The following is a 25,673-nucleotide window of genomic DNA, read 5'->3' as shown; positions in this document are numbered from 1 at the left end:
AGAAACGAGGCGGGGGGTTGTTACAGGGGGGATTAAATTATTTTCACTAATTTTGACTGGCGGGGATCAAGATCAGAAGCATCGCGAATTTCAGGAAGGAAATGAGCTTGGGCTTTGTCGCACGCCGATCCAGATCGAGCGAGCTAGAGCGGGGCAAGGCAAAACAGGTTTTTAAAGCGCAGTTGGCTGTAGCCAATGAGCATTTAAAAACCTGTTTTAACGCAGCCCCGCCGACGCGCAGCCGATCGCTTAGCCACCCAGATAGGCGTCTCTTACTTTCGGGTCGGTGAGCAACGACTCACCTGTACCTTCCATAACGACATGCCCGTTTTCCAGCACATACGCCCGGTCAGCAATCTTCAGCGCCTGGTTGGCGTTTTGTTCCACCAGGAACACGGTCACACCGTCTTGGCGCAGCTGTTCGATGATCTGGAAAATCTGCTGAATGATGATCGGTGCCAAGCCCAGCGACGGCTCGTCGAGCAGCAGCAGCTGCGGCTTGCTCATCAGCGCACGGCCGATGGCGAGCATTTGCTGTTCGCCGCCAGACATGGTGCCGCCGCGCTGGCTGTAGCGCTCTTTCAGGCGCGGGAACAGGTGCAGCACTTTGTCGAGCTGTTCCTGGTAGTCGCCTTTGTCGGTGAAGAAACCGCCCATGGCCAGGTTTTCTTCAACGGTCAGGCGGGCAAAGATGCGGCGGCCTTCAGGCACTACCGCGATGCTTTTGCGCATGATCTCGCTGGATTCCAGGCCCACCAGTTCTTCGCCTTGGTAGCGAATGCTGCCGCTGGCGGCGCGCGGCGAGCCGCACAGGGTCATCAGCAGGGTGGATTTACCGGCCCCGTTGGCGCCGATCAGGGTGACGATCTCGCCTTTGTGCACTTGCACGTTGACGTTATGCAACGCCTGGATCTTGCCGTAGAAGGTGGAAACGTTGTCGAAATACAGCATGGTTACGCTTCCCCCAAATAGGCTTTGATCACTTCCGGATTGTCGCGGATCTGCTCCGGAGTGCCATCGGCCAGCGGCGTGCCTTGGTTGATCACAACGATGTGGTCGGAAATGCTCATGACCAGTTTCATGTCGTGTTCGATCAGCAGCACCGTGACGTTGTATTCATCGCGCAGCACGCCGATGAGCTGCTTGAGCTCTTCGGTTTCGTTCGGGTTGAGACCGGCCGCCGGCTCGTCGAGCATCAGCAGGCGAGGGCGGGTCATCATGCAGCGGGCGATTTCCAGGCGGCGTTGCTGCCCGTACGCCAGCGTGCCGGCCGGGCGGTTGGCGACCTCGGTGAGGTTCACTTTGTCCAGCCAATGCGCGGCGAACTCCATGGCTTCGCGCTCGCTTTTTCGGAACGCCGGGGTCTTGAACAGACCGGCCAGGAAGTTGGTGTTGATGTGCCGGTGCTGGGCAATCAGCAGGTTTTCAATGGCGGTCATGTCTTTGAACAGGCGCACGTTCTGAAACGTACGCACCACGCCCTTGCGGGCGATCTCATGGCCGGCCAGCCCCTGAATGGCTTCGCCGTCGAGCAGGATGGTGCCGCTGGTGGGTTTGTAGAAACCGGTCAGGCAGTTGAACACGGTGGTTTTGCCGGCGCCGTTCGGGCCGATCATCGACACCACTTGTTTCTCTTGCACGGTCAGGCCCACACCGTTCACGGCCAACAGACCGCCGAAGCGCATGCACAGGCCGCTTACTTCAAGAATCGGGCGGCTCATTGCTTCAACTCCAAGTGCGGGCGCTGCATGGGCAAGAAGCCCTGTGGACGCCAGATCATCATGAACACCATCAGGGCACCGAACAGCAGCATCCGGTACTCGCTGAAGTTACGCATCAGCTCGGGCAGCAGAATCATCACGATGGCGGCCAGAATCACCCCCAGCTGCGAGCCCAAGCCACCGAGTACAACGATGGCCAGAATGGTTGCCGACTCCAGGAAGGTGAACGACTCCGGCGTGATCAGGCCCTGGCGCGCGGCAAAGAAGCTGCCGGCGAAACCGGCGAAGCAGGCGCCGAGGGTGAAGGCCGAGAGTTTGATCACGGTCGGGTTCATGCCCAGAGCGCGGCAGGCGATTTCGTCTTCACGCAGCGCTTCCCACGCACGGCCGATGGGCATGCGCAGCAGGCGGTTGATGACGAACAGCGCGACCAACACCAGCAGCAAAGCCACCAGGTACAGGAAGATCACTTTGTAGATCGAGTTGTAGGCGATGCCGAAATATTCGTGGAAGGTTTGCAGGCCTTCCGCCGCCTTGCGCTCGAAGCTCAGGCCGAACAGGGTCGGTTTGTCGATGTTGCTGATGCCGTTCGGGCCGCCGGTGAGCTCGGTGAGGTTACGCAGCAGAATGCGGATGATCTCGCCGAAACCCAACGTGACGATGGCCAGGTAGTCGCCGCGCAACCGCAGCACCGGGAAGCCCAGCAAGAAGCCGAACAGCGCCGCCATCAGGCCGGCAATCGGCAGGCACAGCCAGAAACCGAAACCGTAGTAGTGCGAGAGCAGGGCATAGCTGTAGGCACCGACGGCGTAGAAGCCGACGTAACCCAGGTCGAGCAGACCCGCCAGGCCGACCACGATGTTCAGGCCGAGGCCGAGCATCACGTAAATTAGGATCAGCGTGGCGATGTCCACCGCGCCGCGCGAGCCGAAGAACGGCCACACCAGCGCTACCACCACCAGGGCCAGCACGAACCAGCGCTGGGTCGAGGGCAGGGTCAGGAAGTTGGTGGCCGACGACGGCACGCCCGGCACTTTCGGCACGGCGTCCCAGGCATTGCCCAACTGGGTGCGGAACAACTGCCAGAAAAACATGCCGATGGCGCAGGCGAAAATGGTCCACAGCACCGGCGCGCTGGCGCCGTGCACTTCCAGCTTGATGCCGACGATATTCAGCTTCAGGCCCAGAATCGGGTAGGCCACGGCCAGCACCAGCAGGGCGCTGAAAAACGCCGTCTTGAGCTGTTTGGCTTTAATAGAACTGGTCATACCTTTTCAACCTCCGGGCGACCGAGAATGCCGGTCGGGCGGAACAACAGCACCAGCACCAACAGGCTGAACGCCACCACGTCTTTGTATTGGTCGCCGAAAATGTCGGCACCAAACGCTTCGGCCACACCCAACACCAGACCGCCGAGCATGGCGCCCGGAATGCTGCCGATGCCGCCGAGTACCGCTGCGGTAAAGGCCTTGATGCCGGCGAGGAAGCCCAGGTTCGGGTTGATTACGCCGTACTGCATGCCCAGCAACACCGCCGCAACGGCCGCCAGGGTGGCGCCGATCACGAAGGTCAGGGCAATGATGTTGTTGGTGTTGATGCCCAGCAGGTTGGCCATCTTGATGTCCTCGGCGCAGGCGCGGCAGGCGCGGCCCAGGCGGGAGCGAGAGATAAACACCGTGAGGCCGGCCATCACCAGGAACGTGACGACGAAGATCAGCACTTGCATATAGGAGATGACCACACCGTTCATGGTGCTTTCGCCAAATACGAAGTTGCCGGGGATCAGGTTTGGAATCGCTTTGTCTTTGGAGTTCTGCGCGAGGAGGACCTCGTTCTGCAGAAATATCGACATACCGATTGCCGAAATCAGCGGAATCAAACGGTTGCTGCCGCGCAGCGGTCGGTAGGCGACCCGTTCAATGCTGTAGCCGTAGGCACTGGCGACAATGATGGTGGCCGCAAACGCCGCGATCAGAATGATCGGCAGGCTGTCCAGACCCAGCATGGTCAGGCCGGCGATCACCAGAAAGGCGATGTAGGAACCGATCATGTACACCTCGCCATGGGCGAAGTTGATCATGCCGATAATGCCGTACACCATCGTGTAACCGATGGCGATCAAGGCGTACGTGCTGCCAATGGTCAAGCCATTAACCAGCTGCTGTAAGAAATGGTAGATGTCAGGCATCAGAACTCTCCTGAAAACTTACAAAACCTGTTGCGCGACTCGATAGCTCTGTCAGGTCGAGATGTTTCCTGCAGGCCGGTTACGGCTGCATCCACTCGGTGTGGGCACAGTTAGCTGGGGTTCCAGCCAAGCGGTGTGGTCAATCGCTTCCATCACGAAGCACGCCTTGTGCTTCGCCCCGTGCGGGGTCGGCTCGCGCCGCTCAGACCTGCCAGTGGCGGTCTGCCTTGCTATTTAGCTGGGGATTGGGGTTTTGAAGCTTTCGCGTGGGTGGCGCTCATTCGCTTGTGGCTGAGCGTGGACCCGTTTACCTCTTAAAACAAAGCCCACTGCGTGCGCAGTGGGCTTCGGGTTGCGGCTTGTTACTTACTTGGCTTCTGTTTTGGTGCCGTCAGCGTGCCAGTCATAGACCACGAAGCTGAAGTCTTTCAGATCGCCTTTGGCGTCGAAGCTCAGGTCGCCAGTCGGGGTGTTGAAGGTGTTGGCGCGCAGGGCGGCCGCTACCTTGGCGGTGTCGGTGTCGCCGGCTTTCTTGATGCCTTCGGCAATCACTTGTACCGCTGCGTAAGCCGGGAACACGAAAGGACCGCTCGGGTCTTCTTTCTTGGCTTTGAACGCTTCAACCAGCGCCTGGTTTTTCGGGTCTTGGTCGAACGACTTCGGCAGGGTAACCAGCAAGCCTTCGGAAGCCGGGCCAGCGATGGCCGACAGCTCTTTGTTACCCACGCCTTCTGGGCCCATGTAGCGAACTTTCAGGCCTTTCTCAGCCGACTGACGCAGCAGCAGGCCGAGTTCTGGGTGGTAGCCGCCGTAGTAAACGAAGTCGACGTTGGCTTGTTTCAGCTTGGAGATCATGGCCGAGAAGTCTTTGTCGCCGGCATTGATGCCTTCGAACAGCGCGACTTTCACGCCTTTGGCTTCCAGGGTTTGCTTAACGGCAGTGGCGATGCCTTCACCGTATTGCTGCTTGTCGTGGATGACCGCAACGGTTTTTGGCTTGATGTGGTCAGCAATGAAGTTGCCGGCGGTTGGGCCTTGCAGGCTGTCCAAACCGATGGTGCGGAACACCAGCTGATAACCACGGGCGGTGATTTCCGGGCTGGTCGAGGCCGCGGTAATCATCAGAATGCCTTCGTCTTCGTAAATGTCCGAAGCCGGCTGAGTGGAGCTGGAGCACAGGTGGCCAACCACGAATTTCACTTCGTCGTTAACGATTTTGTTGGCCACGGCCACGGCTTGTTTGGGGTCGCAAGCGTCGTCGTACACCACGCCTTCGAGCTGCTGGCCGTTTACGCCGCCAGCCTTGTTGATTTGTTCGATGGCCATTTTGGCACCGATGAACTGCATCTCGCCGTATTGAGCGACCGCGCCGGTAACCGGGCCAGCCAGGCCGATTTTGATGGTGTCAGCTGCTAGTGAATAGCTGGCGACGCCGGCCATAGCCATGGCTGCAAACAGTTGCTTAGTAGCCTTGTTCATAGTGCTCCACTCTTATGTTTTTTCGTTTTTTTGTAAGACCCGATCACGCGTGCTGCGCGAGCGGTTCATGCCCTGTTGGCCTAAGCTGCGGCGCCAGACGAAAATCCCCGGCCCTAAGTCCCTTTGAATACGAGGGTCCTGGCAACTTTAACGGCGGAGTTTAGAGTGCCGATTTGTGCCTTGAAAAGCGGCGACTGATGCTGTCTGTAGGCAATGTCGCTAAATCGAAATAAATGTATAGAAAAACGGCGTGTCGTCGCCGCCGGGCAGAGCGTCAAGCCGATCTTGTTCCCGCGGCAAACGCCGCTATCATTGCCGCCCGGCGGCTTGGCCGCCATTTACATCTTGTCGAACAAAAGAGCCCGTAATGACCGACGCCATCGACCCGCTTTACGCCAAGTTGCTAGGCGAAACCGCCCCGATCACCTGGCAGGAGCTGCAACCCTTCTTCGCCCGTGGCGCCTTGCTGTGGGTAGCGCCGGGCAGTGACCTGATCGAAGTGGCCATGGGCTTTGCGCAAGACAACGGCGCCCAGGTGGCGCAGTGGTTGGCGGATGAAACGGTTTGCAAGGTTGAAGCCGCGCTGGCGCAGGACTTACTCGACCGTGACCCGACGCTGTGGGCTGTGGTGGTGGCGCCTTGGGTGTTGGTTCAAGAGCGGGGCCGTGCAAACGAGGATTGAAAATTTCGCTTGCAGGGTTCGCCACCAAGGTGGCTCCTACAAAAGCCGCCAAATCGAACGCCGCCTGTAGGAGCTAGCTTGCTAGCGAACCCTGCAAACGAGGATCCAGAATTTCGGTTCGCAGGGTTCGCCACCAAGGTGGCTCCTACAAAAACGCAAAAAAAAGCCGCTCAATCGAGCGGCTTCTTCATACCAACGTTCTTACTCTTCGATCGCACCCATGGCCGTGGTGTTGAAGCCACCGTCCACATAGGTGATTTCACCGCTAATACCCGAGGCCAAATCCGAGCACAGGAAGGCGCCGACGTTGCCGACTTCTTCGATGGTCACGTTACGGCGCAGTGGGGTTTGCGCTTCGTTGGCGGCGAGCATTTTTCGGAAGCTTTTGATGCCGGACGCCGCCAGGGTGCGAATCGGGCCAGCCGAGATGCAGTTCACGCGAGTGCCTTCCGGGCCGAGGCTGCCTGCCAGATAACGCACGCCCGCTTCCAGGCTGGCTTTGGCCATGCCCATCACGTTGTAGTTGGGCATGGTGCGCTCGGCGCCCAGGTACGAGAGAGTGAGCAGGCTGCCGTTGCGGCCTTTCATCATTTCGCGACCGGCTTTGCCCAGGGCTACGAAACTGTAGGCGCTGATATCGTGGGCGATGCGGAAGCCGTCACGGGTAGTGACTTCGGTGAAGTCGCCATTCAGTTGGTCGCCAGGGGCGAAACCGACGGAGTGAACGATCACGTCCAGGCCGTCCCACTTCTTGCCCAACTCAACGAACACGTTGGCGATTTCTTCGTCGCTGGCCACGTCGCACGGGAAGCACAGGTCGGCGTTCGAGCCCCAGCCAGCGGCGAATTCTTCCACGCGGCCTTTGAGCTTTTCGTTCTGGTAGGTGAAGGCGAGTTCAGCACCCTCGCGATGCATGGCGGCAGCAATGCCGGATGCGATGGACAGCTTGCTGGCGACACCGACGATCAGTACGCGCTTACCGGCGAGAAAACCCATGGTGTTATTCCTCTTCCTGCTTTCAAGGATTAATCGGCAGTGGCTGGGACCAGGAAAGCGGCCTCCAGCAACTGCTGCGTATATACGTGTTGCGGGGCGGCGAAAATGGCTTCGGCTGGCCCCTGTTCCACAACCCGACCCTGCTTGACCACCATCAAGTGGTGACTCAGCGCCTTGACCACCGCCAGGTCATGGCTGATGAACAAGTAGGTCAGGTTGTACTTGCGCTGCAGCGATCGCAGTAATTCCACCACCTGACGCTGCACGGTACGGTCCAGTGCCGAGGTGGGTTCATCCAGCAGAATCAATGCCGGCTTGAGCACAAGTGCCCGGGCGATGGCGATTCGCTGCCGTTGCCCACCGGAGAACTCGTGGGGGTAGCGATGCCGGGTTTCCGGATCCAGACCTACCTCCAACAGTGCATCGATTATTGCCTGCTCCTGTTCTTCTTCGCTGCCCATCTTATGAATGCGCAGCCCTTCACCAATGATCTGACACACCGACATCCGCGGGCTCAGGCTGCCAAACGGGTCCTGAAACACCACCTGCATCTGCCGCCGCAAAGGCCGCACTTGATGCTGGGTCAGGTCGTGCATGTCCTGGCCTTGAAAGCGGATAACGCCCTTGCTGCCAATCAGCCGCAAAATCGCCAACCCGAGGGTGGATTTGCCGGAACCGCTTTCGCCCACAATGCCCAGGGTTTGGCCCTGGTGCAGGCTGAAGTGGATGCCGTCCACCGCTTTCACATGATCGACCGTATGGCGCAGTACGCCCTTTTTGATCGGAAACCACACCCGCAGGTCTTCGACTTCGAGCACTGGCTTGCCGGCTGCGTTGGCGACCGGCGAACCGCTGGGCTCGGCTCCGAGCAATTCCTGGGTGTAGGGATGCTGCGGATTGTCGAACAGTTCATCGCATGAAGCCTGTTCGACGATCACTCCGCGCTGCATGACACATACCCGGTGCGCAATTCGTTTCACCAGGTTCAAATCGTGGGTAATCAGCAGCAGCGCCATGCCCAGGCGGGCCTGCAAATCTTTCAGCAGTTCGAGGATTTTCAGCTGCACGGTGACGTCCAGCGCCGTGGTTGGCTCGTCGGCGATCAACAGCTCCGGCTCGTTGGCAAGCGCCATGGCGATCATCACCCGCTGGCGTTGGCCGCCGGACAACTCGTGGGGCAGCGCTTTGAGGCGTTTGTGCGGCTCGGGAATGCCCACCAGGTCGAGCAATTCCAGGGTGCGCTTGGTTGCGGCTTTGCCGGTCAGGCCTTTGTGCAAGGCCAGCACTTCGTTGATCTGCTTTTCGATATTGTGCAGCGGGTTCAGCGAGGTCATCGGCTCTTGGAAAATCATGGCAATGCGGTTGCCACGGATGTGCCGGAGTTTCTTTTCGTTGACGGTCAGCAGGTCGTGCCCGGCATAGCGAATGCTGCCGGCTGGGTGGCGCGCGAGCGGGTAGGGCAGCAGGCGCAGAATTGAGTGCGCCGTCACCGATTTGCCCGAGCCGCTTTCGCCAACCAGCGCCAAGGTTTCGCCACGGCGAATGTCGAAATTCAAGCCTTGAATCACGCACTGACGGCTTTCGCCTGAGGTGAATTCCACAGCCAGGTCGCGCACTTCAATGAGGTTTTCCGGCGCGGTGTTTGGCGGTGTTTTAGGGTTCTGGCCCATGTTATTTCCTTGGGTCGAAGGCATCGCGAGCAGCCTCGCCGATAAACACCAACAGGGTCAGCATCAGGCCCAGCACGGCAAAGGCGCTGATGCCAAGCCACGGCGCCTGGGTGTTGGATTTACCCTGCGCCACCAGTTCACCCAGCGACGGCGAGCCGGCCGGCAGGCCGAAGCCGAGAAAATCCAGCGCGGTCAGCGTGCCGATGGCGCCGGTGAGAATGAACGGCATAAAAGTCATGGTCGAAATCATCGCGTTGGGCAGAATGTGGCGGAACATGATGCCGCCGTTCTCCATGCCGAGCGCTCGCGCGGCGCGCACGTATTCCAGGTTGCGGCCCCGCAGGAATTCAGCGCGCACCACGTCCACCAGCGTCATCCACGAGAACAACAGCATGATGCCCAGCAGCCACCAGAAGTTGGGCTGCACAAAGCTGGCGAGGATGATCAGCAGATACAGCACCGGCAGCCCCGACCACACTTCCAGAAAACGCTGGCCGAGCAGGTCAACCCAGCCGCCATAAAAGCCTTGCAGCGCGCCGGTGACCACGCCGATCACCGAGCTGAAAATGGTCAGCGTCAGGGCGAAAAGCACGGAGATGCGGAAGCCATAAATCACCCGGGCAAACACGTCTCGCCCCTGGTCATCGGTGCCCAGCAGGTTGTCCGCTGAGGGTGGCGCGGGGGCCGGCACTTTGAGGTCGTAGTTGATGGTGGAGTAGCTGAACGGAATCGGTGGCCACAGCGTCCAGCCGCCTTTTTCGGCGATCAGTTCGCGGATGTACGGGCTCTTGTAGTTCGCCTCCAACGGGAATTCGCCACCAAAGGTAGTTTCCGGATAGCGCTTGAATACCGGGAAATACCAGCCGCCGTCGTAATGCACCACCAGCGGTTTGTCGTTGGCGATCAGCTCGGCGCCCAGGCTTGCCACGAACAGCACAAGAAACAGCCACAGCGACCACCAGCCGCGCTTGTGCGCTTTCAGGCGTTCGAAACGGCGACGGTTGAGGGGTGACATTTTCAATCCAGTGCCCATGCTCAACCCTCCCGATTCGCGAAGTCGATGCGCGGATCGACCAAGGTGTAAGTGATGTCGCCGATCAACTTCACCACCAGGCCTAGCAAGGTGAAGATAAACAGCGTGCCGAACACGATAGGGTAGTCGCGGTTGATCGCCGCCTCAAAACTCATCAGGCCTAGGCCGTCGAGGGAGAAGATCACTTCGATCATCAGCGAACCCGTGAAGAAAATGCTGATAAACGCGGCGGGGAAGCCGGCGATGATCAGCAGCATGGCGTTGCGGAAGACGTGGCCGTACAGAATCGCGTTGTTGGTCAGGCCCTTGGCCCGCGCGGTGACCACGTACTGTTTGTTGATTTCGTCGAGAAAGCTGTTTTTGGTCAGGAAGGTGAGGGTGGCGAAGTTGCCGATCACCAGCGCCATCACCGGCAGCACCAAGTGCCAGAAGTAGTCGAGAATTTTGCCGCCCATGCTCATTTGGTCGAAGTTATTCGACGTCAGCCCGCGCAGGGGAAACCAGTCGTAATAGCTGCCGCCAGCAAACAATACGATCAGCAAAATGGCGAACAGAAATGCCGGAATCGCATAGCCGACGATGATCGCCGAGCTGGTCCACACATCAAAGGTGCTGCCGTTGCGCATAGCTTTGGCGATGCCCAGCGGAATGGACACCAGGTACATGATCAGCGTGCTCCATAACCCGAGGGAAATGGACACCGGCATTTTCTCCACGATCAGGTCGACCACCTTGGCGTCGCGGAAGAAGCTGTTGCCGAAATCGAGCTGCGCATAGCTTTTGAGCATCAGCCAGAAACGCTCCGGTGCTGATTTGTCGAAGCCGTACATTTTCTCGATTTCTTTGACCAGCTCCGGGTCCAGGCCTTGCGCGCCTCGGTAATTGGAACCGGCCACCGACACTTCGGCGCCGCCGCCAGAAATGCGGCTGGTGGCGCCTTCAAAGCCTTCCAGCTTGGCGATCATCTGTTCCACCGGCCCGCCCGGCGCGGCTTGGATGATGATGAAGTTGAGCAGCAAGATGCCCAGCAACGTCGGAATAATTAGCAGCAGGCGCCGCAGAATGTAGGCAAGCATTTATTGGGAATCCTGTGGGGCCGCTTCGGGCGGCGCGGCATCGGTGCTGGCCGGCGCTGCCGCTGGGGAGGTGCCCTCAGCGGTCTCGCGGGTTTGCCACCAGGTCATCAAGCCAAAATCATATTTCGGCGTGATGGCGGGCCGGCCAAATTTGTTCCAGCGGGCGATGCGCCAGGTGTCGATGTAGTAGTTGGGAATCACATAGTTGCCCCACAGCAGCACGCGGTCGAGGGCGCGTGCATGGGTGATCAGGCTTTGCCGGGAGTCGGAGCGAATCAGGCCGTCGACCAGTTCATCGATGGCCGGGTCGCGCAGGCCAATGAAGTTGCGGCTGCCGGGGCTGTCGGCGCTGCTGGAATGCCAGTACTCACGCTGCTCGTTGCCGGGCGAGTTGGATTGGCCCCAGGTGGCGTTGGTCATGTCGAAGTCACGCGAGCGCAGACGGTTCACGAACTGCGAGGCGTCGACACGGCGAATCTGCATATCGATGCCCAACTCGGCCAGGTTGCGCATAAAGGGCAGCAGAATGCGCTCCATGTTCAGTTGGTACAGCATGAACTCGAAGGCCAGTGGCTTGCCGTCGGGGCCGACCATTTTGTCGTTTTCAATCTTGTAGCCGGCATCCAGCAGCAGCTTGTAAGCCTTGCGCTTTTGCTCGCGGATCATGCCGTCGCCCGACGACACGGGCGGGCGAAACACGTCAGTAAATACTTGGTCGGGCACTTTGCCGCGCAGCGGTTCGAGCAGTTTCAGCTCGGCCGCGTCGGGCAGCTCGTGGGCGGCCATGTCGGAGTTTTCGAAGTAGCTGCTGTTGCGCTTGTAGGAGCTGAAGAACAACTGCTTGTTCGACCATTCGAAATCGAACAACAAGCTGATGGCTTCGCGAACGCGCGGGTCCTGGAATTTGGGCCGGCGAATGTTGAAGGCAAACGACTGCATGCCCACCGAGTTGTGGTTGGGCAGGGCTTCTTTAACGATGCGGCCATCGCGCAAGGCCGGGCAGTCATAGCCGGTGGCCCAGTCTTTGGCGGAGTACTCGAGGTTGAAGTCGAACTGGCCGGCCTTGAACGCCTCGAGCGCCACCGACATATCGCGGTAGTAGTCGATTTGCACGGTGTCGAAGTTGTAGTAGCCGCGCGTTACGGGCAGGTCCTTGGCCCACCAGTTGGGGTTGCGTTCGTAGCGGATGCTGCTGCCTGGCGACACTTGGGTAATGCGGTACGGGCCGCTGCCCAGCGGTACTTCAAGGTTGGCTTTGTTGAAGTCGCGCGTGGCCCACCAGTGTTTCGGCAGAATTTGCAGTTGGCCGATGATTAACGGCAGCTCACGGTTGCCGGCATGCTTGAAGTTAAAGCGAACGGTCAGCGGCGTTTCGGCCACCACGGTGTCGACGTCCGCGTAGTAGTTGCGGTACATCGGGTCGCCGTTTTTCAGCAGGGTGTTGAAGGTGAAAATCACGTCGTCGGCGGTGACGGGCGTGCCGTCGTTGAAGCGCGCCTTCGGGTTGATAAAGAAGCGCACGTAACTGTCGTCGGCGGCCTTCTCGATTTTCTCGGCGATCAACCCGTACTCGGTGAACGGCTCGTCGGGGGAGTGGTAGGTGAGGCTGTCGTACAGCAAGCCCAGTTGATCGGCCGACACGCCCTTGGGAATGAACGGGTTAAGGCTGTCGAAGCCGCCGTTGCCGGCCAGGCGCAGGGTGCCGCCTTTGGGGGCGTCGGGGTTTACGTAGTCGAAGTGTTTGAAGTTGGCGGGGTATTTGGGCGCTTCGTCGTACAGGGTAATGGCATGTTGCGGCGCCGCTGCGGCTGCCAGGCAGAGACCGGCGAGCAGGGCGCCGCTGCCAACGCGCAGCACGGTGCGCAAAAACAAGGTCATAAAGCCTTCTCCGTGGGCTTCAGCCACCAGGCGCGCAACCCGAGGGTGTAAGGCGGCGTGGTGACGGAGGCGAACCGGTTGCGGTACGCCAGGCGGTGGTAGTTGAGGTACCAGTTGGGAATCATGTAGTGCTGCGACAGCAATACGCGGTCCAGGGCGCGGGTCGCGGCCACCTGTTCGTCGCGGGTTTGGGCTGCCAACAGGCTTTCCAGCAGGCTGTCGACCACCGGGCTGCGAACGCCCGCGTAGTTCTTGCTGCCTTTGACGTTGGCCTGGCTGGAGTGGAAGTACTGCCATTGTTCGAGGCCGGGGCTGAGGTTTTGCTGCAGCGTCATCAGAATCATGTCGAAGTCGAATTGGTCCAGCCGCTGTTTATATTGCGCCCGGTCGACGGTGCGCAAGTTTGCCTGTACGCCAATGCTGGCGAGGTTTTCCACATACGGCTGGAGAATGCGCTCAAGGTTGGGGTTGACCAGCAGCAGCTCAAAGCGCAGCGGTTCGCCCTTGGCATTTTGCAGACGTTGGCCGTTGAGCTTCCAGCCGGCGTCGGCCAGTAGACCCAGCGCGCGCCTGAGGGTTTCCCGCGGAATGCCGCCGCCCTGGGTTTTCGGCACCGCGAACGGCTCGGTAAACAAGCGGGCGGGCAATTGTTCGCGGAACGGCGAGAGCAGCAGCCACTCGCGGCCTTCGGGCTTACCGGTAGCGCTGAACTCGCTGTTGGGGAAATAACTGCTGGCGCGGGTGTAGGAATCGTTAAAGAGAGTGCGATTGGTCCACTCGAAATCGAGCATCAGGCCCATGGCTTCACGCACCTTTTCATCGGCAAAGGTTGTGCGCCGGCTGTTCATGAACAGCCCCTGGGTCTGCGTGGGAATTTGATGGGGAATTTGCGCGCGGATCACGTCACCGCGTTTCACGGCTGGGAAGCGGTAACCGTTGGCCCAGTTTTTTGCCTGGTGCTCGATATAGAAATCGAATTCGCCGGCCTTGAAGGCTTCGAAGGCGACGTCGCTGTCACGGTAGAACTCGACATCCATACGGTCGAAGTTGTACTTGCCGCGGTTCACCGGCAAGTCGGCGCCCCACCAGTCTTTTACGCGCTCGAACACCAGACTGCGGCCTGGCGTGATTTCGGTGATTCGGTACGGGCCGCTGGTTACCGGGGCGTCGAAGGTGGTGGCTTTGAAGTCGCGGTCTTTCCAATAGTGCTGCGGCAGAATGGGCAGCTCGCCGAGGCGCAGAATCAGCAGCGGATTGCCGGCGCGCTTGAGCACAAAGCGGATGCGGTGGCGATTGAGGATGTCGACCCGCGCCACCTCCTGCAGGTTGGTGCGGTATTGCGGATGACCTTGCTTGAGCAGCGTGCGGTAGGAAAACGCCACGTCGAACGCGGTCACCGGTTTGCCGTCGTTGAAGCGCGCTTCGGGGCGCAGGTTGAACACCACCCAGCTGCGGTCTTCGCTGTATTCCACTGACTTGGCGATCAGCCCGTAACTGGACGCTGGCTCGTCGCCGGAAGGGTCGTACTGGCCGGTGCCGGCCATCAGCGGTTCGTTTAATTCACCGATGCCGTATTGGGCGAAGTTGGGAGTAGACGAAGGGCTGCTACCTTTAAAGGTGTAAGGGTTTAGAGTGTCGAAGGTGCCAAATGCCATCACTCGAATCGTGCCGCCTTTGGGCGCGTCGGGGTTAACCCAATCGAAGTGGGTGAAACTGGCGGGATACTTGAGTGTGCCGAATTGCGCATAACCATGACTTTCGCTGATAGACGCGAAAGCAGGAACGCACAGAGCCAGACTCAGAAGTAGCGAAAGGAGGCAACGCATCAGGCTAGGTGGTCCGTTCCGTAGCGGCATTGAGCTTCGTGGCGGTACAGTAACAGCTTGTATCCGCTGGAAAAAGAGAAAGCCCGGAGGCCGGTTTCAGAGGCTACTGGCGACAATGAAAGAATGTTCCGCGAGGTTTTTATTTTGGCAACACGCACCCATGGATTGCAGTCATGGATCGATCGTTTGAATCAAGCCGAGTTACCGGCATTGGCCGCCGTAGTGCAGGACTTGCACCGCCTGGCCCAGGCGGAAAAATCGTCGGTGCAGCAATTGGCCGATGTGTTGCTGCGCGACGCGTCGTTAACCTCCAAAGTGCTGCGCGTTGGCAATAGCGTTTACTACAACCCCGCCCAGGAACAGATTCGGACCATTTCGCGCGCCATTGTGCTGATCGGTTTCGACAACGTGCGGCTGATTGGTTTGTCGGTCAGCCTGATCGACGGTTTGCTGGGGCGCGCTTCCAGCGAGCAACTGCACGAACTGTTGGCCCGCTCGTTTCACGCCGCCGTTCAGGCACGCAACATGGCGGGCTACGTGCTGACCAAGCACCAGGAAGAAGTGTTTATCGCCGCGTTGCTCTACCACCTCGGCGCGCTGGCGTTCTGGGGCTGTGGCGGTGAGCAGGCCGATGAACTGGGCGCCGCCTTGGCGCGTCCCGGCGTCAACGAAGACGAAGTGGTGCGCGAAGTGCTCGGCACCAGCTTTCGGCAACTGACCCAAGGCCTGGTGAAGAGCTGGAACCTCGGCGAAATCGCCAGCCTGGCCCACAACACCAGCAACCACAACGACCCCGCCGCGTTCGCCGTGCACCTGGGCGCGCGCATCAGCGAAGCGGCGCTGGAAGGCTGGGACTCGCCGGAAATGGAAGGCCTGATCAATCAGATGGCCACCTTTATTGGCGTGACGCCGCAAGAAGCGCTGCAACAAGTGCTCGACAGCGCCGACGAAGCGGTAAAAGTGGCCGCCACGTTTGGCGCCAGTTCCTTGTGCCGGCTGATTCCCTCCACCGACCCGGAACTGATCCGCACCCAGCAGGAACAGCGCAAGGCACGGCTGCTGCAGCCCAACCTGCTGATCTTGCAACAGGCGCTGCAAGACCTCGGCATGATGGTCTCCAAGCGCGCCGACGTGGGTCTGATTCTCGAGACGTTGTTCAAAGGCCTGCACCAGGGCGCTGGCCTGGAACGCGTGATGCTGGCGGTATTGGCCGATGAGCAGACACGCTTCAAAGCCAAGCGCGCCGTTGGTGAAAAAACCGAACGCTGGCTCAGCGACTTCGTGTTACCCGCCGAACAGGCCGAGCAGCCGCACATTTTTAGCTACGTGCTGCGCCATCGTGAAGCGCTGTGGATGGGCGTGCCGGCCAGCTACAACCTCAACGAACTGGTAACCCAACCGATCCGCCAGTGGCTGGGCCAAGGCATGTTCTTTATCGCCCCATTGCTGGCCGGCAACCGGCAGATCGGCGTGCTCTACGCCGATAGCCGCATTTCCGGGCGGGCGCTGAAACATGAACAGTTTGTGGCGTTTCAGCGGTTTACTCAGCTGACTGGGCGGTGTTTGGAGGCGTTGACCAAGAAGTGATTCGGAGGCGGCTAAGGCCGGTCCCACAGTCTGCGCAGGTCTGTAGGAGCGGCTTTAGCCGCGATGCTGTTGATCTTCCCCGCCCACACCCCGATTGCGCGGGATTTTCTTACGACAAGAAACCACCGTCGACGTTTAGCGCCACACCCGTGGTGTAGCTGGAAGCATCACTAGCCAAATACAGAACCGTGCCCGCCATCTCGCTCGGATCCGCTACGCGCTTGAGCGGAATCTGTTGCAGTGCAGTGTTCAGAATGGCGTCGTTTTTCACCAGCGCCGAGGCGAATTTGGTGTCGGTCAGGCCTGGCAGCAGGGCGTTGCAGCGAATGCCGAATTGCGCGCATTCCTTGGCGAATACTTTGGTCATGTTGATTACGGCGGCCTTGGTCACCGAGTAGATGCCCTGGAACACACCTGGCGATACGCCGTTGATCGAGGCCACGTTGATGATGCTGCCTTTGCCTTTTTCACGCATCAGCTTGCCGGCTTCGATGGACATGAAGAAGTAGCCGCGAATGTTCACGTCCACGGTTTTCTGGAAGGCCGACAGGTCGGTGTCCAGCACGTTGCAGAACTGCGGGTTGGTGGCGGCGTTGTTGACCAGAATGTCCAGTTGGCCAAACTGCTCGCGAATCTGGGCGAACACGTTCTGAATCTGTTCCATCTCGCCGATGTGGCAAGCGATGGCAGTGGCTTTGCCACCGTCGGCAATGATGGCGTCGGCAACGGCCTGGCAGCCTTCGATTTTGCGGCTCGAAACGATCACATGCGCGCCTTGCTGGGCCAGCAGTTTGGCGATGGACTCACCGATGCCGCGGCTGGCGCCGGAAACGAAAGCGACTTTGCCGTCGAGGTCGAACAGAGTGGTCTTGGACATGGGGTTCCCCTGATTGCGGGTTTTTATAAGCGTCGGGTTAGCGACGACCAGGTGGCTGAACCCGCCGCCAGCCGAGAGCCGGGCGGCGGGTTGCGCATGATTACAGCGTGGACTTGTTGATGACCTGCAGGCTTGCCTGCTCCAGTAGCTTGTTCAGTTGAATGAACGAGGCGAAGCGTTTGTCCTGGGTTTGGCCATGGAAGTAGCGGTAGTAAATCTGCTGCACGATGCCGGCCAGGCGGAACAGGCCATAGGTGTAGTAGAAGTCGAGGTTCTTCACTTCAACGCCGGCGCGCTCGCCGTAGTAGTCGGCGAATTCTTGGCGGGTAAACATGCCCGGCGCATGGCTCGGTTGGCGACGCATCATTTGCATCGGCGCCGAGTCGGCTGCGTCAATCCAGTAGGCGAGGGTGTTGCCCAGGTCCATCAGCGGGTCGCCGATGGTGGTCAGTTCCCAGTCCAGCACGCCGATGATTTGCGTCGGGTTGTTGGGGTCGAGAATCACGTTGTCCAGGCGGTAGTCGTTGTGCACGATCGCCGGCTTGTGGTGGTCGGCGGGCATCTTCTCGCGCAACCAGGCTTTGGCCACGTCCCAGGTCGGCGCATCGGGGGTCATGGCTTTTTCGTAGCGGTCGGTCCAGCCGCCAATCTGCCGCTCTACGTAACCTTCGGGCTTGCCGAGATCACCCAGGCCGCAGGCGTTGTAGTCGACGTTGTGCAGTTCGACGAATTTGTCGACGAAGTTTTTGCACAGCTCGCGGGTTTGCTCGGGGCTGAAGTTCAGCTCAGGCGGCATGTCGGTGCGCAGGATGATGCCGTTGACGCGCTCCATCACGTAGAACTCGGCGCCAATCACGCTCTCATCGGTGCAGTGCACGTAGGCTTTCGGGCAATACGGGAAGCCGGCGTTGAGCTGGTTGAGAATGCGGAATTCGCGGCCCATGTCGTGGGCTGATTTGGCTTTGTGGCCAAACGGCGGACGGCGCAGCACGAATTCCTGATTCGGGTATTCGAGCAAGTAGGTGAGGTTCGAGGCGCCGCCGGGGAATTGGCTGATTACCGGCGTGCCAGTCAGACCTGCAATGTGCGCCTTCAAGTACGGGTCGATAACGGCGGCGTCGAGTTCTTCGCCATTACGGATTCGGGTGGACTGGTCGGTAAGCGCCATACTTATCCCTTCTACTTATAATGAGGGCCTTAGATTATTGGCTAATCTAATGCCGTGCCGCAGGCCTCACAAGCCGCGCGGGCCCTTATTGGTGAGCGTGTTTTTGGATAATCATCCGGCCTGATTGCCGGCTACAACCTACGCCACAGACAGCGCGCAGGCGAAAAAAAACCGGAGTCCAAAGACTCCGGTTTGTCATCTAGCGTAGACGCTAAATCGCCTTAAACCGGGAACAGTTCGCCCAGTTTCATGGCCAGCATCATGTCGCCTTCAGCGCGCAGTTTGCCGCCCATGAACGCCTGCATGCCGTCGGTTTCACCGGAGGTGATGCCAGCCAGGGTTTCGGTGTTCATGATCAGGGTGACGTTGGCGTTTGGTGCGGTGCCTTCGGTCAGGTCGCAGGTGCCGTCTTTAACGGTCAGGTAGAAGTCTTCGCCGTCTTCGATTTTGAAACCGAATACCAGGTCCAAGCCGGCAGCAGCGGAAGCGTTGAATTTGGACTGCATGGTTTTTGCGATGTCAGCAACTGTGGTCATGATTCGATCCTTTATAGTTTTCTTGGGTTACGCGCGGCCTTGCGGGCCACAGTAGTCCGGAACTCAGCGGAAAGTGATGAGTTCCGGCGCCTTCAACAGCTCTAAATGCGCGTGACTGTTGAAGGAAGCCAGTGCCACCTCGCGACCGCGGAACTTGAAGCGGTTGAGCGAGGTGTTGACGATTTGCCAGTTCAGCTCGAAAGCTTGCGCTGCCGGTATTGCAGTTATGAGATGCAGCATGGCGGTAATGGTGCCGCCTGATGTGAACACCGCAACGCTGTCTTTGCTCGACGCACGTTCGATAATCCGCGCCAGACCGCCTTCCACTTGTTCAACGAATTCCTTCCAGCTTTGCAGGCCCGCTTTGGGATGCTCGCCGCTAATCCAACGACCGATCAGCAGGGCGAACAGACGCTGAAACTCACCACGGTTTTGTGCCGCGTTGCGTAAGGTTTCGAGAGCGTGGGGTTCTTCGGGAAGCAAGTCGGGGAGCAGGGCGCGAATGACGGCGTCGGCGTCGAATTCGTTAAAGGCTTCATCGGTTTCCAGTTCCGGCGTGGCAATGCCTGCGGCCTGGAGTTGAGCGAGGGCCGATTTGCCGGTGTGCTGCTGACGCAAAAGGCTGCCAGCCAGGCAACGATCGAAGCGTACGTCGAGTTGCGCCAGGTGCCGGCCGAGAATTTCGGCTTGCTGCACACCGCGCTCGGACAGCACGTCGTAATCGTCGGCGCCAAAGGAAGCCTGGCCATGGCGAATCATATAAATGCTGCCCACGTGAGCGTCATCCCGCTACGGTGAAAGTTTCGCGAGGGTATGAGGATAGGGTGGGCCTGTCAACGAAAAAACATACGCTTGTTTGAATCGCTAGCACGGCGCTCTATGGCGTAAGCGAGACGCACGAACCGGTAACAAACGGCCGCTCTGCGCGGCTGGTCGGGCCAGGGTTGCGTCGGTATGCTTGGGCCCCTTACTCGCCGCCCGGTGCCGGGCGCTTATCTGATTGATCGAGGAAAAACGCGTGGAGTTTCTAGCCGATTACGCTGGCTTTCTGGCCAAGACATTCACGGTGGTGGTGGCCATTTTGGTGGTGCTGCTGACCATCGCCGCGCTGCGCGGAAAAGGCCGTAAACGTAGCGGGCAATTGGAGGTCCATAAACTTAACGACTTCTACAAAGCGCTGCACGAGCGTCTGCAAGGCTCGATCGTGAGCAAGGACCAACTGAAGGTTCTGCAAAAGGCTCAAGCCAAGGCCGACAAACTGGCGAAGAAAAACCCCGAGGCGAAACCGCGTGTTTATGTGCTGGATTTCGATGGCGACATCAAAGCCTCCGCCACCGACGCCCTGCGCCACGAAGTGACGGCACTGCTGACCTTGGCCACACCGAAAGACGAAGTGGTGCTGCGCCTGGAGAGCGGCGGCGGAATGGTCCACAGTTATGGTTTGGCGTCGTCGCAACTGGCGCGCATTCGTCAGGCCGGCGTGCCGCTGACCGTGTGCGTCGACAAGGTTGCAGCCAGCGGCGGCTACATGATGGCGTGCATCGGCGAGAAAATTATCTCCGCACCGTTCGCCATTCTGGGTTCGATTGGCGTAGTGGCGCAGCTGCCCAACGTGCACCGCTTGCTGAAGAAACACGACGTTGATTTTGAAGTGCTCACCGCTGGCGAATATAAACGCACGCTGACGGTATTTGGCGAGAACACCGAGAAGGGCCGTGAGAAATTCCAGCAAGACCTGGAAATTACCCACGAGCTGTTCAAAGACTTCGTCGCCAGCTACCGCCCGCAGTTGCAGATGGACGAGATCGCCACGGGCGAGGTCTGGCTGGGTCAGGCCGCACTGGGTAAAAAACTGGTGGATGAGCTGATGACCAGCGATGAATACATCGCCACGAAAGCGAAAACCGCCGACGTGTACCAATTGCATTACGCGCACAAGAAAAGCCTGCCGGAGCGGGTCGGCCTGGCAGCGAGCTTGTCGGTTGACCGCCTGTTGTTGACTTGGCTGAGCCGCCTGCAACAACAACGCTTCTGGTAAGTCACGGGTCGGGCACCGCGTCGCGCGTTCAATAACAAGAGCTAACGCAGGAGAGCGATATGAGTAAGTTCAACGCACTACAAGTCAGTGAAGTGGCTGGCGTGTTCGAGCCGCAGGTGATTGAGCGAGACACCGCGGACCTTCCAGCCGGCGAGTTGCTGATTCGTGTGCATTACTCGTCGCTCAATTACAAAGACGCGCTGTCGGCCAGCGGCAACCGTGGCGTCACCCGTAACTTCCCGCACACGCCCGGCATCGACGCCGCCGGCGTGGTGGAGGAATCCAGCGTTGGCGAGTTTTCCGTTGGCGATGAAGTGATCGTCACCGGCTACGATCTGGGCATGAACACCGCTGGTGGTTTTGGTCAGTACATCCGCACTCCCGCGGCCTGGGCGATCAAGCGTCCGCAGGGTTTGTCGCTGCGTGAATCCATGGTGCTCGGCACTGCTGGCCTGACCGCCGCGCTGTGCGTCGACAAACTCGAACAAGCCGGCCTGCGCCCGGACAGCGGCACGGTGCTGGTCACCGGCGCTACTGGCGGCGTCGGCAGCATTGCCGTGGTGCTGCTCAAACGCTTGGGCTACACCGTGGCGGCCTCCACCGGCAAAGCCGAGCAAGCGGCGTTTCTGCAGGGCCTGGGCGCCAGTCAGATTGTCAGCCGTGAAGACCTGCAAGCCGGCGCCGACAAAGCCATGCTTAAAGAGCAATGGGCCGGCGCGGTGGATACCGTGGGCGGCGACATCCTCTTCAACGTGGTCAAAGCCCTGCAATACGGCGGCAGCGTCGCGTGCTGCGGTTTGACCGCTGGCGTGGGCTTCAAGGGCAGCGTGATGCCGTTCATTCTGCGCGGTGTGAATCTGCTGGGCGTCGATTCGGTCGAGCTGCCGATGGTGGTCAAGGCCTCGATGTGGGATCGCCTGTCGCTGCAATGGAAACTCGACCTGGAACCGCTGGTGGAAGAGGTGAGCCTGCAACAATTGCCCGCCGCCTTGCAGCGCATTCTGGCCGGGAAAATGGTCGGTCGCGTGCTGCTCAATCTCGGCTAAGCGCCATTGAAGGGAGCGAGTGCAACGCTCGCTTCCCGCTACACCGCCGTACTAGGCGCCCGATTGCCGGGCTACACTCCAGGCTCATCCCCATAACAAGGAAAACAACCGATGAGTCTGCCGTTCTGGTGTGTATTCATTACCGCGTTACTGATTTACGTGGCCAAGGTTCCGGTGGCCCGCGAGATGAAAAAAGATGGCGGTTATGACAATCACCATCCCCGCGCCCAGCAAGCGCGCCTGACCGGCTTCGGCGCCCGCGCCTACGCTGCCCACCAAAACACCTTCGAAGCCTTCATGCTGTTCGCCGCCGCGGTGCTGATGGCGCACGGCACGCAAACAATGGGCTTTTTCGTCGACACCCTGGCGGTGATTTTCGTGGTGGCCCGCGTGCTGTATCTGTTTCTGTACTGGGGGGATTTGCACTGGCAACGGTCGCTAGTGTGGATCGTTGGCCTGGTGTGCACGCTGTTGATCATGCTCAGCCCTACATTGCGTTAAGGCTGCGTGGCGCGCTGATCAGCGGTCGGTGAGGTAAAGCGTCAGGGTCTGGCCCGGAGTGAGGTCGTGACTGGTCTTCGGGTTCCAGGTTTTGAGGTTTTGCATTTCTACGTTGAAGCGCTTGGCGATCATGTACATCGAGTCGCCTTTCTTCACCTTGTAATAGGTGACCGTCTCGCGGCCCTGCGCCGGGCTGTTCTTGGCAATGCTGCGGATCACTTGCTGCGTGCCTTGTAGCGCGAGCGTCTGCCCCGGTTTTACCGCGTTGTTTGGCAGGTTGTTCCAGCGGCGCAGGTCGCCCACGTCCAGCTTGTTGGCCTTGGCGATCTGCCAGAGGTTGTCGCCGTTCTTCACCTTGTAGCTTTTGAGCTTGACGCTGGTGGTGGTGCTGCTGGCCACGGCGGTCGGCTTGCTGGTGGGGAAGGGCGAGGGCAGCGGCGCCGAGCCGGCGGTCAGCGGAATGGTCAGGGTCTGGCCGACGCTGAGCTTGTTGCCGGACAGGTCATTGGCTTCTTTCAATTCTGCTGACGAGAGCTGATAGCGGCTGGCGATGCCATGCAGGCTGTCGCCTTTGCGCACGCGGTATTCCTGGAATTCGGTGATGTCGCTCGGCTGAATTTGCGCCAGCGAGGTGGTCAGGCGTTCGGCTTTTTGGGTCGGCACTAAAAGGTGCGAAGGGCCGCCACGGGTGATGTTGCGCTTGAACGCCGGGTTCAGTTGGATCAACTCGTCCTTGTCGATATCGGCCATGGCGGCGACGCGGCTGAGGTCCATCGGCTTGTCGATTTCCACCACTTCGAAGTAGGGCTCGTTGGCGATAGGGTCGAGGTTGATGCCATACGCGGCTGGCGCATTCACCAGTTGCGACAGGGCCAGCAGCTTGGGCACGTAGTCCTGGGTTTCCTTGGGCAGCGGCAGGTTCCAGTAGTCGGTTGGCAAGCCGAGGCGCTGATTGCGCTCGATGGCGCGGCTCACGGTGCCTTCGCCGGCGTTGTACGCGGCCAGGGCCAGCAGCCAGTCGCCGTTGAACATTTCATGCAGGCGCGACAGGTATTCGATGGCGGCGTTGGTCGAGGCCGTAATGTCGCGGCGACCGTCGTACCACGTGGTTTGCTGCAAATTGAAGTTGCGCCCGGTGGATGGAATGAACTGCCACAGGCCAACCGCATCGCTGCGCGACAGGGCGAAGGGGTTATACGAGCTTTCAATCACCGGCAGCAGCGCCAGCTCAACCGGCATGTCGTGGGCTTCAAGGCGCTCGACCACGTAATGGATATACAAGCTGCCGCGACCGCTAGCGCTTTCCAGATACGAGGGCTTGCTGGCGAACCACAGGCGCTGTTGCTCGATGCGCGGGTTGATGCCGATTTCATCTTGCAGCTTGAAGCCGGCGCGCATGCGGTCCCACATGTCTTGGGGCTTGTCGGTGCCGGGGGTGTCGGTCATCCACTCAGGCGGCTGGGTGCGGCTGGTCAGGGTGACGGGGCTAGAGGTGCCGGGAGTGTGACCGCCGCTGCTTTGGCAGCCCGCCAGAATGGCCGCGAAGACAACCGGGAGCGCACGAGCCAGGCGGGCCAATGTGTCGAATTTCCGGGACTTCTGGGCGATTGACGGCATTGGCGGCGGGTGTGATCCAGGCAAAAAGATCGGGCGATTCTAGGAACGCCGCCTAATGTGGTCAAGTTTTAACCGGTCGCCCGGTTAGGCGGCAATGGACTTAAAACTGGTCTTTCCAGGCCCGCAGGCGAGCAAATACCTCGCTAGGCTTGCGCTGAGCCGCGCCGTCCCGTTCGTCGATTTTTGCGACCACGTTCGCAACCTCAGCACGCAAAAACGGATTCGTTGCCCGTTCCAGAGCCAGGTTCGACGGCAGGCTGATCTGTCCGTGCTCGCGCCACGCCGTCACTTGCGCCAGGCGAGCATTGACTTGGGCGTTGTGTGGCTCAACGGCCTGGGCGAAGCGCAAATTGCTCAGGGTGTATTCGTGGGTGCAGTAAATAGCCGTGTCGTCGGGCAGCGCGGCCAGGCGGCCGAGGGAGCTGAACATTTGCTCTGGCGTACCCTCGAATAAGCGCCCGCAGCCGCCGGCAAACAAGGTATCTCCGCAAAACAGCAGCGGCACGTCGGTCTCGGTTGGCGCGCTTGCGGCGTAGTAGGCGATATGGCCGAGGGTGTGGCCAGGCACGGTAAAAATGCGCAGATTGAGGCCGAGCACTTCAATCTGGTCGCCTTCGTCGAGCGCCACGTCGCGGCCGGGAATATTTTCCTGCGAGGGGCCATAGACCTTCGCCCCGGTGGCGGTTTTCAATTGCTCCACGCCGCCGACGTGGTCGAAATGGTGATGGGTCACCAGAATGTCGCTCAACTGCCAACCGGGATTGGCCTTCAACCAAGCCAGCACCGGGGCAGCATCGCCGGGATCGACCACCGCGCAGCGCTGCGTGGCAGTGTCTTGTAACAACCAGAGGTAGTTGTCGTTGAAAGCGGGTAGGGCATCGATCTGTATCATGGCGCGGTCGCTAAGCTGACGGTGACGACGCATCTTATTGGTTTTTCGCGTGGTCTGGTGCTGTGCCCGCAATGCGGTGCCCATGAAGTGAGGAACGGTTATGACTGACAAGGCCTTCGCCCAAGCTGACCCCGAATGGCTCGAGCTGATCAGCGCCGCGCGCGGCTGGCTCGACGGCCCGCTGGGGCAAATGATGCTCGGCGAAGAACGGCGCTTGCTGGAAGACGAACTGGCGCGGTTCTTTGGCGGCTATCTGGTGCATTACGGTCCGCACGCCGACAAACCGTCCGGCGCCAAACAGATTCAACGCTGCGTGCACGTTGGCGCGCCGCTGCCAGGCGCCGAGATTGTTTGCGAAGAGCAAGCCTGGCCGCTGACCGAATCTGCCGCCGACGTGCTGGTGCTGCAACACGGTCTGGATTTCTGCCTGTCGCCCCACGGTCTGCTGCGCGAAGCCGCCCGCAGCGTACGACCAGGCGGGCACCTGATCATCATCGGCATCAACCCCTGGAGCACCTGGGGCCTGCGCCACGTGTTCGCCCGCGACGCCCTTGGCGATGCCCGTTGCATCGCGCCCAACCGGGTCACCGACTGGCTGCGCCTGCTCGGTTTCGCGCTGGAGAAACGCCGCTTCGGGTGCTATCGTCCGCCGCTTGCCTCGCCAGCCTGGCAATCGCGCCTCAGCCGTCTCGAACAGTGGGGCGGCGCCTGGCAAATGCCCGGGGCAGGCTTCTATCTATTAGTGGCGCGCAAGCTGGTCATCGGCTTGCGCCCCTTGCGTCAGGCACAGCGAGCGCCCATGGGCAAGCTGATGCCCATGCCGGTGGCCAAAGTCAGCCGGCGTGATTCAAAACTGTGACCC

General features: G+C 59.9%; 23 protein-coding genes. 6 read left to right on the top strand and 17 right to left on the bottom strand.

The genetic code is table 11. From position 1 onward, the window contains the following. Positions 1-249 precede the first annotated feature (249 nt). The 5 genes from ACZZ0Q_RS14265 to ACZZ0Q_RS14245 form a co-directional block, all read right to left on the bottom strand. Positions 250-951 carry an ABC transporter ATP-binding protein gene (locus tag ACZZ0Q_RS14265; RefSeq protein ID WP_463541845.1) on the bottom strand — a complete coding sequence of 234 codons (702 nt, stop codon included), beginning with the start codon at positions 949-951 and terminating at the stop codon, positions 250-252. Positions 952-953: 2 nt separating this feature from the next. Next, positions 954-1,721, bottom strand: a complete 768-nt coding sequence (gene livG, locus ACZZ0Q_RS14260) for a high-affinity branched-chain amino acid ABC transporter ATP-binding protein LivG (protein ID WP_122453357.1) — start codon at positions 1,719-1,721, stop codon at positions 954-956. Beyond that, positions 1,718-2,989 carry a high-affinity branched-chain amino acid ABC transporter permease LivM gene (locus tag ACZZ0Q_RS14255; RefSeq protein ID WP_122497798.1) on the bottom strand — a complete coding sequence of 424 codons (1,272 nt, stop codon included), beginning with the start codon at positions 2,987-2,989 and terminating at the stop codon, positions 1,718-1,720. The genes livG and ACZZ0Q_RS14255 overlap by 4 nt, the downstream gene beginning before the upstream one ends. Beyond that, positions 2,986-3,909 (bottom strand): high-affinity branched-chain amino acid ABC transporter permease LivH, encoded by a 924-nt coding sequence (gene livH / locus ACZZ0Q_RS14250; RefSeq protein WP_463541846.1) that lies wholly within the window; start codon positions 3,907-3,909, stop codon positions 2,986-2,988. Before livH ends, ACZZ0Q_RS14255 begins: the two co-directional genes overlap by 4 nt. Before the next feature lie 366 nt (positions 3,910-4,275). Further along, on the bottom strand, positions 4,276-5,388 hold the full coding sequence (locus tag ACZZ0Q_RS14245; protein WP_463541847.1) for a branched-chain amino acid ABC transporter substrate-binding protein: 1,113 nt from the start codon (positions 5,386-5,388) through the stop codon (positions 4,276-4,278). Positions 5,389-5,755: 367 nt separating this feature from the next. Between ACZZ0Q_RS14245 and ACZZ0Q_RS14240 the strand changes: the two genes are divergently transcribed. Then, positions 5,756-6,070: a DUF2288 domain-containing protein gene (locus ACZZ0Q_RS14240; RefSeq protein ID WP_463541848.1), complete on the top strand. Its 315-nt coding sequence runs from the start codon at positions 5,756-5,758 to the stop codon at positions 6,068-6,070. Positions 6,071-6,271: 201 nt separating this feature from the next. Here the strand turns inward: ACZZ0Q_RS14240 and fabI are convergent, their stop codons facing one another. The 6 genes from fabI to ACZZ0Q_RS14210 are packed head-to-tail and all read right to left on the bottom strand — an operon-like array spanning position 6,272 to position 14,549. Beyond that, a complete protein-coding gene (gene fabI, locus ACZZ0Q_RS14235) occupies positions 6,272-7,066 on the bottom strand; it encodes an enoyl-ACP reductase FabI (RefSeq protein ID WP_122453352.1) in 795 nt (264 codons plus the stop codon). A 29-nt stretch (positions 7,067-7,095) separates the two neighbouring features. After that, the gene (locus ACZZ0Q_RS14230; protein WP_463541849.1) at positions 7,096-8,736 is read right to left on the bottom strand and encodes an ABC transporter ATP-binding protein; all 1,641 of its coding nucleotides are present in this window, start codon (positions 8,734-8,736) and stop codon (positions 7,096-7,098) included. A 1-nt stretch (position 8,737) separates the two neighbouring features. Further along, the gene (locus ACZZ0Q_RS14225) at positions 8,738-9,757 is read right to left on the bottom strand and encodes an ABC transporter permease (protein ID WP_463542328.1); all 1,020 of its coding nucleotides are present in this window, start codon (positions 9,755-9,757) and stop codon (positions 8,738-8,740) included. A gap of 14 nt (positions 9,758-9,771) precedes the next feature. Further along, positions 9,772-10,845, bottom strand: coding sequence for a microcin C ABC transporter permease YejB (locus ACZZ0Q_RS14220; protein ID WP_122497807.1), 1,074 nt, complete (start codon positions 10,843-10,845; stop codon positions 9,772-9,774). Beyond that, positions 10,846-12,723 (bottom strand): extracellular solute-binding protein, encoded by a 1,878-nt coding sequence (locus tag ACZZ0Q_RS14215; protein ID WP_463541850.1) that lies wholly within the window; start codon positions 12,721-12,723, stop codon positions 10,846-10,848. Continuing rightward, positions 12,720-14,549, bottom strand: coding sequence for an extracellular solute-binding protein (locus tag ACZZ0Q_RS14210; protein WP_463541851.1), 1,830 nt, complete (start codon positions 14,547-14,549; stop codon positions 12,720-12,722). Before ACZZ0Q_RS14210 ends, ACZZ0Q_RS14215 begins: the two co-directional genes overlap by 4 nt. Positions 14,550-14,714: 165 nt before the next feature. On the opposite strand from ACZZ0Q_RS14210, the gene ACZZ0Q_RS14205 reads away from it, so the two are divergent. Then, complete coding sequence (locus tag ACZZ0Q_RS14205) at positions 14,715-16,136, top strand: HDOD domain-containing protein (RefSeq protein WP_122498531.1); 1,422 nt, start codon at positions 14,715-14,717, stop codon at positions 16,134-16,136. A gap of 109 nt (positions 16,137-16,245) precedes the next feature. Here ACZZ0Q_RS14205 and ACZZ0Q_RS14200 read toward each other — a convergent pair whose 3' ends face one another. The 4 genes from ACZZ0Q_RS14200 to ACZZ0Q_RS14185 all read right to left on the bottom strand — a co-directional run bounded on the left by ACZZ0Q_RS14200 (position 16,246) and on the right by ACZZ0Q_RS14185 (position 19,491). Further along, a complete protein-coding gene (locus ACZZ0Q_RS14200) occupies positions 16,246-17,013 on the bottom strand; it encodes an SDR family oxidoreductase (protein WP_122497811.1) in 768 nt (255 codons plus the stop codon). 100 nt (positions 17,014-17,113) lie between these two features. After that, positions 17,114-18,181, bottom strand: a complete 1,068-nt coding sequence (locus ACZZ0Q_RS14195) for a phosphotransferase family protein (RefSeq protein ID WP_463541852.1) — start codon at positions 18,179-18,181, stop codon at positions 17,114-17,116. A 221-nt stretch (positions 18,182-18,402) separates the two neighbouring features. Then, positions 18,403-18,717: an SCP2 sterol-binding domain-containing protein gene (locus tag ACZZ0Q_RS14190; RefSeq protein WP_122453347.1), complete on the bottom strand. Its 315-nt coding sequence runs from the start codon at positions 18,715-18,717 to the stop codon at positions 18,403-18,405. Between the two features lie 63 nt (positions 18,718-18,780). Then, on the bottom strand, positions 18,781-19,491 hold the full coding sequence (locus ACZZ0Q_RS14185; RefSeq protein ID WP_463541853.1) for a histidine phosphatase family protein: 711 nt from the start codon (positions 19,489-19,491) through the stop codon (positions 18,781-18,783). Positions 19,492-19,735: 244 nt separating this feature from the next. Here ACZZ0Q_RS14185 and sohB point away from each other — a divergent pair, with 244 nt between their 5' ends. The 3 genes from sohB to ACZZ0Q_RS14170 all read left to right on the top strand — a co-directional run bounded on the left by sohB (position 19,736) and on the right by ACZZ0Q_RS14170 (position 22,302). Continuing rightward, complete coding sequence (sohB, locus tag ACZZ0Q_RS14180; protein WP_463541854.1) at positions 19,736-20,755, top strand: protease SohB; 1,020 nt, start codon at positions 19,736-19,738, stop codon at positions 20,753-20,755. 59 nt (positions 20,756-20,814) lie between these two features. After that, positions 20,815-21,801: a YhdH/YhfP family quinone oxidoreductase gene (locus ACZZ0Q_RS14175; protein WP_463541855.1), complete on the top strand. Its 987-nt coding sequence runs from the start codon at positions 20,815-20,817 to the stop codon at positions 21,799-21,801. Between the two features lie 111 nt (positions 21,802-21,912). Further along, positions 21,913-22,302 carry an MAPEG family protein gene (locus ACZZ0Q_RS14170; protein ID WP_122497821.1) on the top strand — a complete coding sequence of 130 codons (390 nt, stop codon included), beginning with the start codon at positions 21,913-21,915 and terminating at the stop codon, positions 22,300-22,302. 18 nt (positions 22,303-22,320) lie between these two features. Here ACZZ0Q_RS14170 and ACZZ0Q_RS14165 read toward each other — a convergent pair whose 3' ends face one another. Together ACZZ0Q_RS14165 and gloB are read right to left on the bottom strand one after the other, a co-directional pair. Next, on the bottom strand, positions 22,321-23,919 hold the full coding sequence (locus ACZZ0Q_RS14165; protein WP_463560686.1) for a LysM peptidoglycan-binding domain-containing protein: 1,599 nt from the start codon (positions 23,917-23,919) through the stop codon (positions 22,321-22,323). A gap of 100 nt (positions 23,920-24,019) precedes the next feature. Continuing rightward, entirely contained in the window at positions 24,020-24,811 is a 792-nt protein-coding gene (gene gloB / locus ACZZ0Q_RS14160) for a hydroxyacylglutathione hydrolase (RefSeq protein ID WP_463541856.1), read from the bottom strand. Positions 24,812-24,911: 100 nt separating this feature from the next. On the opposite strand from gloB, the gene ACZZ0Q_RS14155 reads away from it, so the two are divergent. Next, a complete protein-coding gene (locus tag ACZZ0Q_RS14155; protein ID WP_463541857.1) occupies positions 24,912-25,670 on the top strand; it encodes a methyltransferase domain-containing protein in 759 nt (252 codons plus the stop codon). Positions 25,671-25,673: the final 3 nt, after the last annotated feature.

Source organism: Pseudomonas sp. AC070, assembly GCF_979258635.1.
The sequence above is the reverse complement of the archived record's forward strand: the minus strand, read 5'-3'. Positions and strand labels throughout refer to the sequence as shown.